The sequence below is a fragment of the Streptomyces sp. FIT100 genome (genome assembly GCF_024584805.1).
In the GTDB taxonomy this organism is placed as follows: domain Bacteria; phylum Actinomycetota; class Actinomycetes; order Streptomycetales; family Streptomycetaceae; genus Streptomyces.
The window spans coordinates 1,400,604-1,417,993 of record NZ_CP075715.1 but is presented as its reverse complement, the minus strand read 5'-3'; the positions used below and the strand labels follow the sequence as shown (position 1 = coordinate 1,417,993).

At 72.6% G+C, this 17,390-nt stretch carries 11 protein-coding genes; 8 read left to right on the top strand and 3 right to left on the bottom strand.

The features are described from left to right. The first annotated feature begins 126 nt into the window (after window positions 1–126). The 3 genes from KK483_RS06115 (at window position 127) to KK483_RS06105 (ending at window position 5,876) form a co-directional block, all read left to right on the top strand. On the top strand, window positions 127–3,594 hold the full coding sequence (locus KK483_RS06115; protein ID WP_262004188.1) for a DNA polymerase III subunit alpha: 3,468 nt from the start codon (window positions 127–129) through the stop codon (window positions 3,592–3,594). Window positions 3,595–3,809: 215 nt separating this feature from the next. After that, on the top strand, window positions 3,810–4,766 hold the full coding sequence (locus KK483_RS06110; RefSeq protein WP_262009361.1) for a hypothetical protein: 957 nt from the start codon (window positions 3,810–3,812) through the stop codon (window positions 4,764–4,766). Between the two features lie 222 nt (window positions 4,767–4,988). Then, complete coding sequence (locus tag KK483_RS06105) at window positions 4,989–5,876, top strand: triacylglycerol lipase (RefSeq protein ID WP_262004187.1); 888 nt, start codon at window positions 4,989–4,991, stop codon at window positions 5,874–5,876. 79 nt (window positions 5,877–5,955) lie between these two features. On the opposite strand, the gene KK483_RS06100 is transcribed toward KK483_RS06105, so the two are convergent. Further along, complete coding sequence (locus KK483_RS06100; RefSeq protein ID WP_313878320.1) at window positions 5,956–6,999, bottom strand: lytic polysaccharide monooxygenase; 1,044 nt, start codon at window positions 6,997–6,999, stop codon at window positions 5,956–5,958. A 1,159-nt stretch (window positions 7,000–8,158) separates the two neighbouring features. On the opposite strand from KK483_RS06100, the gene KK483_RS06095 reads away from it, so the two are divergent. Continuing rightward, the gene (locus KK483_RS06095; RefSeq protein ID WP_262004186.1) at window positions 8,159–9,064 is read left to right on the top strand and encodes an LPXTG cell wall anchor domain-containing protein; all 906 of its coding nucleotides are present in this window, start codon (window positions 8,159–8,161) and stop codon (window positions 9,062–9,064) included. 163 nt (window positions 9,065–9,227) lie between these two features. Further along, complete coding sequence (locus KK483_RS06090; RefSeq protein ID WP_262004185.1) at window positions 9,228–11,162, top strand: DUF4012 domain-containing protein; 1,935 nt, start codon at window positions 9,228–9,230, stop codon at window positions 11,160–11,162. A 93-nt stretch (window positions 11,163–11,255) separates the two neighbouring features. Here the strand turns inward: KK483_RS06090 and KK483_RS06085 are convergent, their stop codons facing one another. After that, window positions 11,256–11,858: a low molecular weight phosphatase family protein gene (locus tag KK483_RS06085; protein ID WP_262004184.1), complete on the bottom strand. Its 603-nt coding sequence runs from the start codon at window positions 11,856–11,858 to the stop codon at window positions 11,256–11,258. Between the two features lie 153 nt (window positions 11,859–12,011). On the opposite strand from KK483_RS06085, the gene asnB reads away from it, so the two are divergent. From asnB to KK483_RS06070, 3 genes are read left to right on the top strand one after another with little or no spacing between them, the layout of a single operon-like run. Continuing rightward, a complete protein-coding gene (gene asnB, locus KK483_RS06080; RefSeq protein ID WP_262004183.1) occupies window positions 12,012–13,922 on the top strand; it encodes an asparagine synthase (glutamine-hydrolyzing) in 1,911 nt (636 codons plus the stop codon). Further along, on the top strand, window positions 13,919–15,205 hold the full coding sequence (locus KK483_RS06075) for an O-antigen ligase (RefSeq protein WP_262004182.1): 1,287 nt from the start codon (window positions 13,919–13,921) through the stop codon (window positions 15,203–15,205). The genes asnB and KK483_RS06075 overlap by 4 nt, the downstream gene beginning before the upstream one ends. Beyond that, window positions 15,206–16,048 carry a bifunctional 2-polyprenyl-6-hydroxyphenol methylase/3-demethylubiquinol 3-O-methyltransferase UbiG gene (locus KK483_RS06070; RefSeq protein ID WP_262004181.1) on the top strand — a complete coding sequence of 281 codons (843 nt, stop codon included), beginning with the start codon at window positions 15,206–15,208 and terminating at the stop codon, window positions 16,046–16,048. Window positions 16,049–16,064: 16 nt separating this feature from the next. Here the strand turns inward: KK483_RS06070 and KK483_RS06065 are convergent, their stop codons facing one another. Then, complete coding sequence (locus KK483_RS06065) at window positions 16,065–17,369, bottom strand: lipopolysaccharide biosynthesis protein (RefSeq protein ID WP_262004180.1); 1,305 nt, start codon at window positions 17,367–17,369, stop codon at window positions 16,065–16,067. Window positions 17,370–17,390: the final 21 nt, after the last annotated feature.

The window sequence follows — 17,390 nt, the reverse complement described above, 5'->3', positions numbered from 1 at the left end:
GTCCGACATTCCCCCGGTGGGCGGCGCCCGGCGGCGAGTGGCGCATATGTGTCGTACGAATGTTCGAAACTGGTCTATGGTGGAGACCGAGGGGGCGGTGAGTACGGACGGATCCAGGAGGTGCGGGTGCCCGGCTTCACGCATCTGCACACCGTGTCCGGGTTCTCCCTGCGGTACGGAGCCTCGCACCCGGAGCGGCTGGCCGAGCGCGCCGCCGAGCGGGGGATGGGCGCGCTGGCCCTGACCGACCGAGACACCGTCGCAGGCGCTGTCCGCTTCGCCAAGGCGTGCGTGGCGGCCGGGGTCCGTCCGCTGTTCGGGGCGGAGCTGGCCGTACGGGAGCACACGCCCGCGCCCGCGCATGTGCCCGCGCCCGCCGCGGCGCGGCGCCGCACACCCGCGCGGGGCGGCGCCTTCATCGACGAGTCGGCGCCCCGGGTCACCTTCCTCGCCCGCGACGGCGCGGCCGGCTGGGCGGAGCTCTGCCGGCTGGTCACCGCCGCCCACACCGCCGATGCCGCCCGGCCTGCCGTCGGCCACGGCGCCCTGGGCACCGCCGACGGGCTCACCGTGCTGCTCGGCCCGGCCTCCGAGGTGGGCCGGGCGCTGGCCGCAGGCCGCCCCGACCGGGCCGCCCGGCTGCTCGCCCCCTGGCGGGAGCGGTACGGCGACGCTCTGCGCCTCGAAGCCGTGGACCACGCTCTCGCGGGCACCGGCCCCGGCTCGTTGCGGCTGGCCGCCCGCACCGCCGGGTTCGCCGCCGAGCAGGGCGTACGGGCGGTGCTGAGCAACGCCGTGCGGTACGCCGACCCCGGCCAGGGCCCGGTCGCGGACGTCCTGGACGCGGCGCGCCGGCTCGTGCCGATCGACCCGTCCAAAGGGCTCGACAGCGGAGAGCGCTGGCTCAAGGGCCCGGACGGGATGTACCGCGCCGCCGAGCGGATCGCCGAGGCGGCCGGATGGCGGCGCGACGCTGCCCACCGGCTGCTCGCCGTCACCGAGGAGACCGCCGCCGAGTGCCTCGTCGACCCCGAGGACGACCTGGGCATGAGGTACGCCTACTACCCCGAGCCGCATCTCGTCGGCGCCGGCCGCCGCACCGCGCAGCGCGTCCTCGCCGCCCGCGCCGCCGCCGGGATGGTGCTGCGCGGCTACGACCGGGGGCCCGGCGCCCGCGCCTACTGGGAGCGGATGCACTCCGAGCTGGACATCATCGGCTTCCACGGCAACGCCACCTACTTCCTGACGGTCGCCCAGGTCGTCGACGACATCAAGCGGATGGGCATCCGGGTCGCCGCGCGCGGCTCCGGCGCCGGGTCGCTGGTGAACCATCTGCTCGGCATCGCCCATGCCGACCCGGTCGAGCAGCATCTGCTGATGGAACGTTTCCTCTCCAGGCGGCGCTTCGTGCTGCCCGACATCGACATCGACGTCGAGTCCGCCCGCCGGCTGGAGGTCTACCGCGCGATCATCGACCGCTTCGGCGAGGAGCGGGTCGCGACCGTCGCCATGCCCGAGACCTACCGGGTCCGGCACGCCATCCGGGACGTGGGCGCCGCGCTCAGCATGGACCCGGCCGAGACCGACCGGCTCGCCAAGGCGTTCCCGCACATCCGTGCGCGCGACGCCCGCGCGGCGATGGAGGAACTGCCCGAACTGCGCGAGGTGGCCGAGGAGAAGGGCGGACACCGCAGGCTGTGGGAACTGGTCGAGGGACTGGACGCGCTGCCGCGCGGTGTCGCCATGCACCCGTGCGGGGTGCTCATCTCGGACTCCTCGCTGCTGCGGCGTACGCCGGTGATGCCCACCAGCGGCGAGGGGTTCCCGATGTCGCAGTTCGACAAGGACGACGTCGAGGACCTCGGGCTGCTCAAACTGGACGTACTGGGCGTGCGGATGCAGTCCGCGATGGCGCACGCCGTCGCCGAGGTCGGGCGGGCGACCGGCAGGCGGATCGACCTGGACGACCCGGAGCAGGTGGCGCCGGGCGACCCGGCGACGTACCGGCTGATCCGCTCCGCCGAGACGCTCGGCTGCTTCCAGATCGAGTCGCCGGGCCAGCGCGATCTCGTCGGCAGGCTCCAGCCCGCGGACTTCCACGATCTGGTCGTCGACATCTCGCTCTTCCGGCCGGGGCCCGTCGCGGCGGACATGGTCCGGCCGTTCATCGAGGCCCGCCACGGGCGGGCGCCGGTCCGCCTCCCGCACCCGGATCTGGCCGGGCCGCTGGGGGAGACGTACGGGGTCGTCGTCTTCCACGAGCAGATCATCGAGATGGTGGACATCATGACCGGGTGCGGGAGGGGCGAGGCCGACCGGGTGCGGCGCGGGCTCTCCGACCCCGAGTCGCAGGGGCGGATCAAGACGTGGTTCGCCCGGCAGGCCGGGCAGCGCGGTTATGCGGCGGAGGTGATCGGCAGGGCCTGGGAGATCATCGAGGCGTTCGGCTCGTACGGCTTCTGCAAGGCGCACGCGGTCGCCTTCGCCGTGCCGACCTACCAGTCGGCATGGCTCAAGGCGCACCACCCCGCGGCCTTCTACGCGGGACTGCTCACGCACGACCCCGGGATGTACCCGAAGCGGCTGCTGCTGGCGGACGCGCGGCGGCGGGGGGTGCCGGTGCTGCCGCTGGATGTGAACCGCTCGGCGGTCGCCTATCGGATCGAACTGGTGTCTGGTGAAAAGGGTGATGAGTGGGGCATAAGGCTTGCTCTCGCCGATGTGCACGGCATCAGCGAAGCGGAATCGGCGCGGATCGAGGGCGGACAGCCGTACGCGTCCCTGCTGGACTTCTGGGAACGGGCGCGTCCGGGGCGGCCGGTTGCGGAGCGGCTCGCACAGGTGGGCGCGCTGGACGAGTTCGGCGCCAACCGCCGCGACCTGCTGCTGCACCTCGCCGAACTGCACCGTACGCAGCGGGGGCTTGCGTCCCACGGCGGACAGCTCCCGCTGGGAGGCGGCCACAGGACCGCGTCCGTCGGCCTGCCCGACCTCAACGAGGCCGAACGGCTCAGCGCCGAGCTGGGTGTCCTCGGCATGGACGCGTCCCGCCATCTGATGGCGGACCACCACGCCTTCCTCGACGAGCTCGGCGCGATCCCCGCACGGCGGCTGCGCGACGTCGAACACGGCGCGACCGTCCTGGTCGCGGGCGCCAAGGCGGCCACCCAGACCCCGCCGATCCGCTCCGGCCGCCGGGTCATCTTCACCACCCTGGACGACGGTACGGGCCTGGTCGACCTGGCCTTCTTCGACGACAGCCACGAGGCGTGCGCGCACACCGTCTTCCACTCCTGGCTGCTCCTGGTCCGCGGCGTCGTCCAGCGCCGCGGACCGCGCAGCCTCAGCGTGGTCGGCTCGGCGGCGTGGAACCTCGCCGACCTGATCGAGATCCGCCGCACGGGCGGTCTGGACGCGGTGGCCGAACACCTGGCGGCACCGGAGAACGGTGAAGCCGCCGCCGCTCCCATCGACCGCCGTATCCGCATGTCCACCGGCTACGAGATGAACCCCTGGGCGGACCTCCAGCCGGCGGGCGAAGGGACCGCGTCCATGAGAAAGCTGTGGCACCAGAGCCCGGGGAGCGCGGGATGACACCGAAGCGGCCCTCGAAGCGGCCCTCGAAGCGGCCCTCGAAGCGGCCCTCGAGCCGGGTTGTTCGCAACGCCGCGGGTGCGACCGGCCCCGCGTCCGCCGAGCCGCCCACCGAGCCGCGCACCGCGCCGCCCACCGAACTGCACACCGCGCCGTCTGCCGCGCCGCACACCGCGGCACTCGTGCCCGCCGCGTCGGAGGCCGCCGTGCTGTACCTGCGGTTCCGCAGGCCCGGCGGGGGCGTACCGGACGGGGCCGCGTACGCGGGGCTGCTCGCGATCGCCGGGGCGTTCACGCCCGTCGTGGAGGCGGTGCCGCCGGACGGGGCGCTCGTCGATGTGCGGGGAGCGCTGCGGTACTTCGGGCGGGACGCCGCCGGGCTCGCCTCGCTGATACGGGTACGGGCGCTCGCCCTGTACGGCGTCGACTGCGTCATCGGGGCCGGACCGAACCCGCTGCTCGCCAGGATGGCGGCGCGCGAGGCCGGCCCCGGTACGACCCTGGTCGTGGGCGACCCGGCGGAGTTCCTCGCCGGGCGCCCGGTCGCCGCGCTGCACGGGGTCGGGCCCGCGACCGCCCGAGCCCTCTGCGGGTACGGGCTCGACACCGTCGACCGGGTCGCCGCCGCGCCCCTGGCCGTACTCCAGCGGATCCTCGGCGCACGCGCCGGGCGCGAGGTGTACGAGAAGGCGCACGGCACCGACCGCACCCGGGTCGTCCCCAACGCCGCCGCCCGCTCCGTCGCGGCCGAACGCGCCTTCCCCCGCGACGAGTTGGACCGCACCCGGCACCGCCGCGCCCTCCTCTCGCTCGGTGAGGAGCTCGGTGCCCGGATGCGCGCCGAGGGCCAGGTATGCCGCTCCCTCACGCTCACCGTGCGCTACGCCGACCGCACCACGACCACCAAGTCCCGTGCCCTGTCCGAGCCGACCGCCCACTCCGCCGCGCTCACCGGCGCCGCGTACCGGCTCCTGGACGGCCTCGGCCTGCAGCGCGCCCGGGTCCGCGCCCTCGCGCTGCGCGCCGAGGGGCTGATCCCGGCCGAGCGCGCCGCGCACCAGCTCACGCTCGATCCGGCCGACGAGAAGGCCCGCCGGATCGAGGCGGCCGCGGACCGCGCCCGCGCCAGGTTCGGCCCGCGGGCGGTCATTCCGGGCTCGCTCGCCGCGTGACTCCCGGCGCCCCGTTGATCCCGTCAATCCCGCGGCATAAGAGCGCCCTTCCCTCACCTGGCTTTTGACCATCCCTCAGTTTTTACCGACGCGTAACTTCCCACTTCTGGTTACTCGTGCGTACGTTGGCTTGAGCACAGCTCTCACTTGTGGTCCGGGCCGCAGGGAATCCCCACATCCCCAGTCATCGCCATTTCCCTTGAGCCGCAAGGAGATCGCTCGATGCTGCCCTGGAAACACTCCGGGAAACGTCCCTGGAAGCGTGCGCTCAGACCACTCGCCGCCCTGCTGCTGGCCGCCGCGATCAGCCTCACCCCCGCAGCCGCCGCAACGGCCGCGCCGGCCGCCCCCACCAGCGGATGGAACGACTACTCCTGCAAGCCGTCCGCCGCCCACCCCCGCCCCGTGATCCTCGTCCACGGGACCTTCGGAAACTCCGTCGACAACTGGCTCGCCCTCGCGCCGTACCTCGTCCACCGGGGCTACTGCGTCTTCTCGCTCGACTACGGCCAGCTGCCCGGCGTCCCGTTCTTCCACGGCCTCGGTCCCGTCGACAAGTCGGCCGAACAGCTCGACGCGTACGTCGACGAGGTGCTCGCCGCGACCGGGGCGGCCGAAGCCGACCTGGTCGGACACTCCCAGGGCGGCATGATGCCCCGGTACTACCTGAAGTTCCTGGGCGGCGCGGACAAGGTGAACGCCCTCGTCGGCATCGCCCCCGACAACCACGGCACGACGCTGGGCGGCCTGGCCAATCTCCTGCCGTACTTCCCCGGCGCCGAGGACCTGCTCAGCACGGCCACCCCCGGCCTCGCCGACCAGATCGCCGGCTCCGCCCTCCTCACCAAGCTCAACGCGGGCGGCGACACGGTCCCCGGCGTCCGCTACACCGTCATCGCCACGAAGTACGACGAGGTCGTCACGCCGTACCGCTCCGGCTTCCTCGACGGGCCGAACGTCCGCAACGTGACGCTCCAGGACCTGTGCGTCCTCGACCTGTCGGAGCACGTGGCGATCGGGCTGTGGGACCGGATCGCGTACCACGAGGTGGCCAACGCGCTGGATCCGGCGCACGCCACGCCGACGACCTGCGCGTCGGTCTTCTCGTAGACCTTCACGCAGACCTTCTCGCAGACATGGAAACGGCCGGGGTGCCGCCGCCTTCCGCAGGCGGCACCCCGGCCGTGGTTCAGCGGTTGGTCGCCCGGCGGCGGACCGTGCCGAACAGGACGGCCGCGCCGATCGCGAGCGCCGCGGCGCCACCCATGGCGACGTACGAGGTGGAGTCGCTGCCACCGGTCTCGGCGAGGTTCTCGCCGGCGCCGTTGGGCGCGGGCGCGTTGGCGTCGGCCGCCGGGCTCTGGCCCTCGCTCTGCGTCTCCGGCTGCGTCTCCGGCTGTGCCTCCGTGTGCTGGGCGTGCTCCTCGGGGCTGTCGCCACCGTGCCCGCCGTGGTCCACGGTGGACTCGTCCGCCCCCGCCTCGATCTGCTCGTCGGTCGGCGCGGACGCGACCGGCGCGGGAGCCGAACCGCCGTCCTGCGAACCGCTCTCCTGCGAACCGCTCTCCTCCGAACCACCCGGCGCGGAACCGCCGTTGTCCGCACCGAAGACGACGTCCGAGCAGGTGTAGAACGCCTCGGGGGAGTCGGACCGCTGCCAGATCGAGTAGATCAGGTGCCGGCCGGACTTCGCGGGCACGGCCCCGTCGAACACGTACTCCCCGTTGACCAGTTGCGGGTCGGCCACCTTAGCGAACGGCTGCGCCTCCAGGTCCGACCACTTCAGCGGCTGCGACGGGTCGTAGCCGTCCTTGGTGATGTACAGCTCGAACGAGCCCTTGTGCGGCGCGGTCCCCTTGTAACGGAAGGTGTGGTTCCCGCCCGTGAGCTTCGACGCCGGCCAGTCGGCACGCGGCAGATCCAGGCCCTTGTACTTGTCCCGGCCCGCGCTGCACAGCTTGCCGTCCGGGATGAGCCCGCGGTGGTTGCCCGCGGCGTTGCCTATGTTGACCTCGTTCCAGTCGTAGAACGCCTGCGCCCCACTGGCGGCGACCGCCGCCTTGCACGCCGCGGACTGCGGGCTCTCCGGCCCCTCGGCGTAACAGGCCGACACCCGGCTCACCGGATCCGACATCGACCCGTGCGCGACGGCCGGCGCGGCGGCCAGCCCGGCCAGGACGACCGGCGCGACCCCGAGCACGGCGACGGCGGTGACCTTGCGGCGAGCGGTCATGGTGAGCAACTCCTTCAACAGCGGTGGCATAAGGGGAGACCCGGGGCGGGGTCCACGCCGCGGTGCGGCCCCCCGATCGACTGCACCGATGCGTGGACCCCGCCTCGGTACGACCAGCAAGCTAGCCCCTCGGAAGGCCGAATTCCGCTGTTGGGAGCGGGTGGAGGCGATCCTTATGGTCGCTTTAAGGCAGCGGTAAGAGGGGCCTCAGGAACGGCGCGGAGAGCACCCGTCCGACCACGCGGTTCGGCGCGCACGGTCGTCCGTGGAAGTCCGTGACGAGCCGCCTCGTGCCGCCGCGTTCGGCTCCCCGTTCGCCTCCCGGGCGGGCCACCTGCCAGTTGCGTTGGTGGCGCCTTGGAGCGAGCAGTCCGCAAGCCCTGCGGGTCCCACGGACTGCCGCGCGCCCCCGCGGTTGACCTACGTGGCTCCCTGCGTGCCTGATGCCGGCGCCTGGTGGACGCACAGTCCGCGTCGACGGCGGGTGGTCCTGGCTTTGATCCGGACCGCACGTCGGCAGGGCTCTCCTCGTGGGCACCGGCGAGCCGTCAGTGCGCGGTGGCTCCCCGTTTGGATCCGGTGAGCACTCTGGTCGGAATGCCCTTTTGCAATGTCTCAAGGGTGGGCGAGAGCGGTCTCAGGAACGGCGCGGAGTACGCACGTCCGGCCCTCGGTTCGCCGCCCGATGCTCTTCCGCAATGGGCCGAACGGATGACCGGTCGGGTGCGCCCGCCCGTTCCGGCCGGGCAGGGAGTGGGGGTCACGCGCCCGTGTCCTCGGCGGGGGCAGCGGTGTCGCAGGGCCCGGAACCGCCGCGGTCGGGCTGAGCATGCTCATGCCGTAACCCGAACGTCATACCTGATCGCGGGCGGTGTGGGCCACGCGAGTGCACGTCGTACACCGTCCTGCCGAGCGGCGTGGTGAGCCTGTTTGGACACGGGCGGCCTCGTCTATGGATGCCGGTGCTCGATTCCTCTTCGACTGGGCCGGAATTCCGGCGCGGCGGAAGTCGTGCGGCGCCGCCGATCGAGCCAACGGAATACGCCAACGGCCTGAAACGGACGCGGCGAACACCCTGTCCGCACAAGCGCTTCGACCCGCCAAATCGACAAGAAAACACATTCCCACCCCAAGCGTCTTCCGAAGGAGCCCGAATACCATGCCCAGACGTCCCCGACGGTCAATTGCTCTGGCCGCCGCCACCGCCACCCTGTTCGGTGCCACCTCCCTCGCCGCCATCGAGCCGGCCTTCGCCCAGTACCCGCCGCCCCCGAGCCTCGAGGTCGATGACCCCACCCTGCTCCAGGGCCAAACCGTCGGCTTCAGGGGAGAAGGCTACGCTCCGAACGAGCAGACTCTCGCGCGTCTCGTCCCCGTAGGGGGCAACGGGGCCGGGGGCGCGCCGAACGCCGCCACGGCCAGAGGGTCGGCCGCGTACCCGGGGGCCCTCGAGGCCCGCCCGTCGTCCAAGCCGTCGCCCTCGCCTTCACCCACCGCGACGTCCGACGGTGGAGGCGGCCGCGAGATCGTGAACTTCGACTACTTCCCCGCGGACGAGGAAGGCACCGTCGTCGGCGAGGTCACCATCACCAAGGACATCAAGCCGGGTCTCTACGACTTCCAGCTCGTCGGCCAGGAGTCGGGGCTCTCGCAGTCCGTACGGGTCAGCATCGCCCGTGCCGACGACGACCACGACCACGACGACAACGGCGACGAGGACCACGGCGACGAGGACCACGGCCGTCCCGGGAACGGTGACGACGACGGTGACCACGGCCGCCCGGGGAACGGCGACGACCACGACTGGTCCGACCGCGGCGGCGACCATGGTGACAAGGGCGACGACCACGACGACAACGGCGACAAGGGCGACGACCACGACGACGACGGCGATGACAACGGCAGCAAGTCGGACGATGACGACGACAGCGCCAAGCTCGCCGACACCGGTTCGTCCGACACCTCCGTGGCGCTGCTCACCGCAGCCGGCGGTCTGCTGCTCCTCGGCGGTGGATCGCTGGTGCTCGTGAAGCGCCGGCGCAAGTCCGCCGCGCAGCGCGGCTGAGAACCGACCGCACCGTGAAGCACCGGCAGTCTCCCGGACAGCACCGCGCTGTCCGGGGGACTGCCTGCTTCCCGGGGTGCCCCATGGGAGGAGCGTGCAGGTGAGGACACGGGCCCTGTGCTCATCGGCGGAGAAGGAGCCTAAGACCTGGTGGCGTCCGGCCTTGGCCGCCTTGGCCGCCTTGGCCGCCTTGGGCGGCACGGGCGGCACGGGCGGCACGGGCGGTAAGGGCACCCCGCGTGTCCCGGGCGGGCCGGACCTCCGGCGCAGGGCCGTGCACGTCCTGTGCGGTGTCGCCCTGCTGTGCCTGGCCGGCGCCGGCTGGATCGTGGTGACCAGTGTCTTCGCCCGCGCCGAACTCATGGCCGCACAGCGGTCGCTGGAGACACTGCGCCAGTCGATCGCCGGGGCGCCCGGGGCGCCCGGAGCGCCCGGGGCTCCTGGGGCTCCTGGGGCGCCGGGAGCTCCCGGCCGGCCCGGCTCACCGGGTGCCCCGAAGCAGCAGGCTCCGGCCGCCGCGCTGGACTCCGCGGCCGAGCACGCGGCCAAGGCGCATCGCCTGACCACCGGGCCCGCCTGGTATCTCGCCGCGCAGCTGCCCGTGCTCGGCCGGCCGGTCGGCACCGTACGCCAACTGGCCGACACCGCCTCCCGGTTGACGCACGAGGTGCTGCCGGCGCCGGTCCGGGTCGCCGGCCGGCGCGCGGAGGGCACCGCCGGTGAGAGCCTGCCGGAGGTGCTGTCCCGGCTGGGGGCCACGGCTCCCGAGCTGGAGCGGGCCGCGGCAGCCGCCGCGGACATGCGGGCCGGCATGCACCGACTGCCGCGTACGAGCTGGCTGCCCGTCGCCGACCGGGCGCGCAGCGAAGTGGCCCGGCAGCTCGACCGGATCGCCCCGGCCATGGCCGACGCCGCCGTGGCCGCCCGGGTGCTCCCGTCCATGCTGGGCGCCGACGAGCCGCGACGGTATTTCGTGGTCTTCCAGAACACCGCCGAGGCCCGCGGCACCGGTGGCCTGCCCGGTGCGTTCGCCGTCCTCACCGTCGAGCAGGGGGAGTTGGGCTTCGAGACCTTCGGCACCGACACGATGCTGGCGGAGGTCGAACCCTCAGTCGATCCGGGCGCCGAGTTCACCGCCCGGTACGGCGGTATGGACCCGGTCAACACCTGGGCGAACTCCAACGTCAGCCCGCACTTCCCGAACGCGGCCCGGATCTGGGCCGCGACCTGGCACGCGTACAGCGGGGAGCGGGTGGACGGCGCGATCGCCCTCGACCCCAGCGCGCTGGCCCGGCTGCTGCGGGCGACCGGCCCGGGTCGGATGCCCGACGGCACCCAGGTCACCGCCGACAACGCCCTGGACCTCGCCGAGCGCACCGGCTACGCGCGCTACCCGGACAGCGTGCAGCGCAAGGCGTTCCTCCTGGACGTGGCACGCGCCGCCGCCGACAGGCTGGTGAGCGCCCTCGCCGAGCCGCGGTACCTGCCGGGGCTGATGCTGGCCACGTACGACATCGTCAACGAGGACCGCCTGAAGCTGTGGAGCGCCCGGAGCGACGAGCAGACCCGGCTGGAGACCCACCGGATGAGCGGCACCCTGCCCGCTTCGCCCGGCCCCTTCGCGGGGGTGGTGGTGAACAACGCCGCGGGCGGAAAGCTCGACTACTACCTGGACCGGGAGCTGCACTGGATCCCGGGCCGGTGCACCTCGGACGGCGTCCGGCCGGTCACCGCACGGATCACCCTCACCAACCGCGCCCCGGCCTCGGGGCTCCCCGCGTACGTCACCCAGCGCGGCGACAAGCCGCGCCACCCCACCCGGCCGGGGGACAACCGGCTGCTCGTCTCGTACTTCGCGAGCCGGGACGCTCTGCTGGACGAGGTGACCATCGACGGCCGGCCCGCCATGGTGAACGGCGGTTACGAGCGCGGTCACCCGGTCTACACCCTGGACGTGGAACTGCCCGCGCAGAGCAGCCGCACACTCACCCTCCGGCTGCGGGAGCCGGCCGGCGACCGCCCTCCGGTGCTGCTGCGCCAGGCGTTGGTGACCCCGATCCGGACCCGGGTGGAGCCCTATCCGCCGTGCGGTGACTGACGCGGTTTCCGCCCCCTCGGCCGGACCCCGCTCCCTCGGCCGGACCCCGCCCCCTCGGCGACCTCACCGCCCGAGCTCCGGACCCCACCTGTCTCAGCCGGAGGCCATCGCGGCGACGATCCGTTCCACGGACTCCTCGATGCGCTCCACGGAGACATGCACCTCCGCCGGGCTCGCACCGAGCGGATCGGGTACGTCGTCGTCGGCGCCGTCCGGCCCCGGCGCACCGCGCCGCGCTGCCGCGCCCCGGACCAGGGCCCTGAGGCGTCCCGCCGGATCCACCACCCCCGCGGCGTCCTCGGCCCGCACCAGCCGGGCGAACTCCCGCAGGCAGAAGGCGCGGGACAACGCCCGCACGGGGGACAGCCGTACGGCCGCCTCGCGGTGCTCCGTCGCCGCCCCGAGGAGCAGGTCCGCGCCGTCGACCAGCGCGGTCGTCAGCCGCCGGGCGACCGTGACCGCCCCGGACGGGTCGTGGGCCCAGCCGGGGACGGCGGTCGCCGTCTCCGGCGCCGGAGCGCCCGGGACGGCCGCGGTGCCCGCGCTGCTGACATGGATCGTCGCCCGCTGGGCGGCAAGTCCCTCTCTCAGCAGACGCTCCGCCAGGGGCGACCGGTAGAGGTTGCCGGTGCACACCGTGAGCACCCGGAACCGGGATGGGCTCACCGCGTCGGTAGGACGGTCTGAATCGCGCACGATGCCAGTATCACCTGCGGGTCGCACCTTATGTACGGATTACACGGGTATCGTCCCGGTATTGTGCCGCCTGTCAGGCGCACACAGGGCACGGGGCACACCGCCGCCCGACATCACATCCATGGAGTGCGGGGAAGCGCAGGAGGGCAGCACATGTGCGGCGTAGCCGGAATCGCGACGACGGACGTTCCCGACCCGGCGATGGTCACCACGATGTGCGGCATCCTCGCCCACCGGGGGCCGGACGGCGACGGGTTCCACACCGGCGACCACATCGCGCTCGGCATGCGCCGGCTCGCGATCATCGATGTCGCCGGCGGCGACCAGCCCGTGTACAGCGAGGACCGCAGCGTGGTCGCGGTGTTCAACGGGGAGATCTACAACTTCGCCGAACTCCGCCGTGAACTGCTCGGCCGCGGACACACCTTCCGCACCGGCAGCGACAGTGAATGCCTCGTCCACCTGTACGAGGAGCACGGTGACGAGCTCGTCCACCACCTGCGCGGCATGTTCGCCTTCGCGCTCTGGGACGCGAAGGAGCGGCGTCTGCTGCTCGCGCGCGACCGCGTCGGAAAGAAGCCGCTGTACTACCGGGCCACCGGCGAGGCCCTGATGTTCGCCTCCGAGCTCAAGGCGCTGACCGCGGTGGCTCCGGAGAGCCGCGAGGTGGACCTGGTGGCGCTCCACCACTACCTGACCTACCAGTACGTCCCGGCGCCGTGGTCGATCTTCCGCGGCATCCGCAAACTGCCGCCCGGACACGTACTCACCTGGCAGGACGGCCGGATGCGCGTACGACGCTACTGGACCCCGGACTTCGCCCCGGCCGGCCCCGTCGACGAGCGGGAGGCCGCCGAACGGACCCGTGAACTCCTTCTCGACGCCACCCGCGTCCGGATGGTGTCCGAGCGGCCGCTCGGCGCGTTCCTGTCCGGCGGCATCGACTCCTCCGCCGTCGTCGCCGCGATGGCGCGCGTCGCCGAAGGGCCCGTGAAGACCTTCGCCGTCGGCTTCGACGACGCCCGCTTCGACGAGCGGGTCCACGCCCGGGTGGTGGCACAGCGGTACGGCACCGACCACCACGAGTTCGTCGTCGGCGCCTCGGCCCTCGACATCCTGCCCACGCTCGCCTGGTACTTCGACGAACCCTTCGCAGACGCCTCCGCCATCCCCTCGTTCTACGTGGCCAAGCTCAGCCGCCAGCACGTCACCGTCGCCCTGAACGGGGACGGGGGCGACGAGTCGTTCGGCGGGTACACCCGCTACGCCCTCATGGCCCGCACCGCACGCTTCCGGGTCCCCGGCGCCGTACAGCCGGCCTTCGGACACCTGGGGCGGCTGCTCCTCGACACCGAGCGGCCCGGTGCGTACCGGCGCAGGGCCGGGCTCGCCCTCAGCATGCTCGGCAAGAGCCCCGAACGCCGCTACGCCTGGCTGATGTCGTACTTCACCACGGACGAGAAACACGCCGTCTACAGCGCCGAGTTGCTCAGGGAACTGTCGGGAACCGACAGCTACGCCCTGATGGACCGGGCGTTCCGCGCCTCGCGCGCGGACAGCCTCGTCAACCGGCTGATGGACGTGGACGTGAACACGTACCTGCCCGGAGACCTCCTGGCGAAGGTGGACATCACGACCATGGCCAACTCGCTGGAGGCACGCTCCCCGTTCCTGGACCACCGGCTGATGGAGTGGGCGGCACGGCTGCCCGCCCACCTGAAGGTGCGCGGCGGAACGACCAAGTACCTCCTCAAGAAGGCCATGGAGGACTGGCTGCCACCCGAGCTGCTGCACCGGCCGAAGCAGGGGTTCGGGGTGCCGCTCGGCCAGTGGCTCCGCACCGGGCTGAGGGACGTGGCCCGGGACGTCCTGACCGACCGGACCGCCAGATCCCGGGGGTTCTTCCGGCCGGAGTCCGTGCAGGCGCTGCTCGACGAGCACGACGCCGGGGAGAACCGCACCAGGCAGCTGTGGGCGCTGATGCAGTTCGAGCTCTGGCACCGCAGGTTTGTCGACCAGCCCCTGTCCGGACCGCCCGTGGCCGATCCGGTGGGCGGGAAATGAGATCGCGCTTCGCCGTCGTCCTCGGCTGGACGGGCCTGCTGGCCGCGGCCCCGGCCGTCGTGTACCTGGTGCTGTTCCACGGCACCCTGACCGCCGCCGCGGCGGTCGCGGCCTGCTTCACCCTGCTGGTGTGGCCGCGCCCGGACCTGGCGCTGCTGGTGCTGCTCGCGCTTGTCCCCGTGGCCGCAGTCGCCGATCCGACCGGTGCGGCAGCCGTGGCGCTGGTGACCGGCGTCGTCGCGCTCCTGCTGCTCCGTACCGTGGTGCTGAGCGGTCTGCGGGTCCGCGCCGACCTGGTCGTCATCGTGCTCATGGCCTTCGTGGTGACCGCCAGTTATCTGCTGCCGCAGGTGGCGCTGACCGTGGAACGGCAGTGGAAGGGGTACGTCCTGCTGCTCGTGGCTCTGGGGCTGCTCGTGGTCTCCGCGGCGGCGCCCGCGGACCCCCTGCGGATCGCCCAGGTCGTCGCGATCGCGGGGGCCTGCGCCGCCGGATACCTGCTGCTGCGCGGGGAGTACGCCGCCGACCGGCTGACGGGCCTCGGCCTGAACCCCAACTACGCCGGGGCCATGCTGGCGCTCCCGCTCGTCGCCGCGGCCGGACTGGCCCGGCTCCACCGCTCCTGGCTGTGGCTGCTCCCGGCCCTGGTCTGCGGCGCTGCGATCCTCCAGACCCGCTCGCGGGGCACGTTCCTGATGGTCGCCGCCGGCCTGGCCTGTGTCGTCCTCGTCGGCCGTCCGCTGCGCCACAAGGTGCTCATCGCCCTGTCCCTCGCCGGCGTCGCCCTCGCCCTGCCGGGCACGCTGGACGTGGTGGGGGAGAACCTGACGGGGAGCCGGACGTCCACGGAGCTCACCAGCAACACCGAGGTACGCAAACAGGCCGCGTGGCTGGCCGCCCGAGTGGCGCTCGAACACCCGCTGCGCGGCATCGGATACGGCGCTTTCCCCGACTACGCCCGTACCTCCTCCGAGCTGGGCATCTACATCAACACCCACAACGACCTCCTGAGGCTGGCGGTCGAGGCCGGGATCGGGGCGCTCGCGCTGTTCGCGGTGCTCCTGTGGCTCGGTCTCGCCCGGCGGCACGCTCCGCACCAGGCGATCCTCCAGTCGATGGGAGTGGCCTACGTGGTGGGCCTGCTGTTCGCGAACACCCTGACCCACGTGATCGTGACCGCTCCCTTCTGGGTCTGCCTGGGCTGTCTGCTCGCTCAACCCCGGCACACGCAGCCGACCACCACCCCTTCGCCCACCCCTCTCCTCAGCGTAAGGAAGACCTGAATGACCGACTGCGAGACCGAGATCAGCCAGGGCCACCGTTTCGCCTTCGGGCGGAACTGGCGCCAGTTCGGGCAGCTGATCGACGAGACACGCATCGCCTCCGCCACGAAGTCGCTCGAAGCGGCGCTGGGCACCACCGATCTCAGCGGCCGCACCTTCCTCGACATCGGCTGCGGGAGCGGCCTCTTCTCCCTGGCGGCCGTGCGCATGGGGGCGCGGGTCCGGTCGTTCGACTACGACCCCGACTCGGTCAGGACGACCAAGAAGCTCCGCGCCGAGTTCGCGCCGGACAGCGACTGGAGCGTCTGCTGCGCCTCCGTCCTGGACCCGGACTTCGTCCAGCGGCAGGAGCCGGCCGACATCGTCTACTCCTGGGGGGTGCTGCACCACACCGGCGCCCTCTGGAAGGCCATGGACACGGCCTGCGGACTGGTGGCCCCGGGCGGAACGCTGTTCATCTCCATCTACAACGACCAGGGACTGGAGAGCCGGCTCTGGACCGGGGTGAAGCGGCGGTACAACGCGTCGGGTCCCCTCGGGCGCCGCGTCCTGGTGACCGGCAGCCTGCTCTACCTGGGCAGGAACTATCCGCTGCACGTCCTGGCGAAGCTCGCCCGCGGCGGGACGGCGGGCGGCGGAACCGTTCCCCGCCCCCGGGGGATGTCACGCAAGCACGATCTCGTGGACTGGGTGGGCGGCTACCCCTTCGAGGTCGCCACGCCCGAGCAGGTGTTCTCCTTCTGCCGTGAGCGAGGCTTCGAACTCAGGCATCTCAAGACCTGCAAGGGCGGGCTCGGCTGCAACGAGTTCGTGTTCGCCCTGGACGGTCGCGCCGAGGGGTGATGCGGGGTCCGGGCCCTCACTGGGCCCGGCCCATGCCCAGTTCCTTGGGGCGGCGCCTCAGTCGACCCGTGATCTGCGCGGTGTCGGAGGCGGTCGGGAGCAGCTGCCGCCACGGGATTCCGGTCATCCGGACGAAGGACGTCACCTGCACCGCGACCAGCGCCGTGTAGGCGGCCGTCGAGGCGATCGCGCAGCCGACGCCGCCCCACGCGGGGATCAGCACCGTGTTGAGCCCGATGTTCACCGCCAGGGCGGTGAGCGACGGCAGCACCACGAACCACGGGGAGCGGAAGCGCAGCAGGAAGGTGGCCACGGGCCGGCCGGCCGACAGCAGCAGGATGCCGGGGACCAGCCAGGCGACGAAGGCGGCCGCCTCCGCGTATGCGGCTCCGTACACCGGTGTGATCAGTACGGACACCGCGACCACCATCGTGAGCGCGGACACCGCGCCCAGCAGCACCATGAGCCGTACCGTCCGCGCCGCGACGGCCGCCGACTCGTCCACGTCCCGGCCGAACTGACGGGGCAGCGTGATCTGGGCGACCACGTCGACGGCGAGGCGGCTCAGCTCCGCGAGGGTGACCGCGAGCGTGTAGATGCCGACCGCGCGCGGACCCGCCAGCGCGTTGAGCAGGAACACGTCCGACCGGAGCAGCAGATACGAGGCGGCCGAACCGGCGTGCAGCCGCAGCCCCTTGCCGCAGGTCGTCCTCGCGAGGCCCATGCGCGGCCGGCCGACGGTGACTCCGCCCGCACCGATGAGTACGGCCAGGGACACCGCGAGTGAAACGGACCAGACGACGACGACCGTGTACACGGTGAGGTGGCCGGTGAGACCGACCGCCGCCAGGCACGAGCACTGGACGACCGCGCCCGCCAGCGGGGCCAGCGCCGCTACATGGGGGCGGTCGCGCAGTACGGCGATATTGCTCGCGTACAGCACCCCCACGCCCAGTGGCACCCCCGCACAGGCCGTGGCCAGGAGCCACAGATCCGGCATGTTGGCGTACCCCTGGAACACCGCCGCCGCCACCATCGCCGCGAGGGCGGCCCCGGCGCCGACGATCAGGCCGAGCGGAACGCTGTTGCCCTCCAGGGAGGCCCGACTGGCCTTGTCCGACCACATGGCCGTCTGCGCCTGCTCGACGGAGAGATGGCCGAGGGCCATCGCGGCGGTGCCGACGGTGACCGCCATGTAGTACGTACCACGCCCCTCGGGCGGCAGTGCCCTGGCGATGATGACACTGGCCACGACACCCATGACGAGGGCGCCGGCGCGGGCCGCGATCATCCGGACGAACTGCAGTCTGCTGTCAGCCATGGCGCCGGATCTCCTTACGGG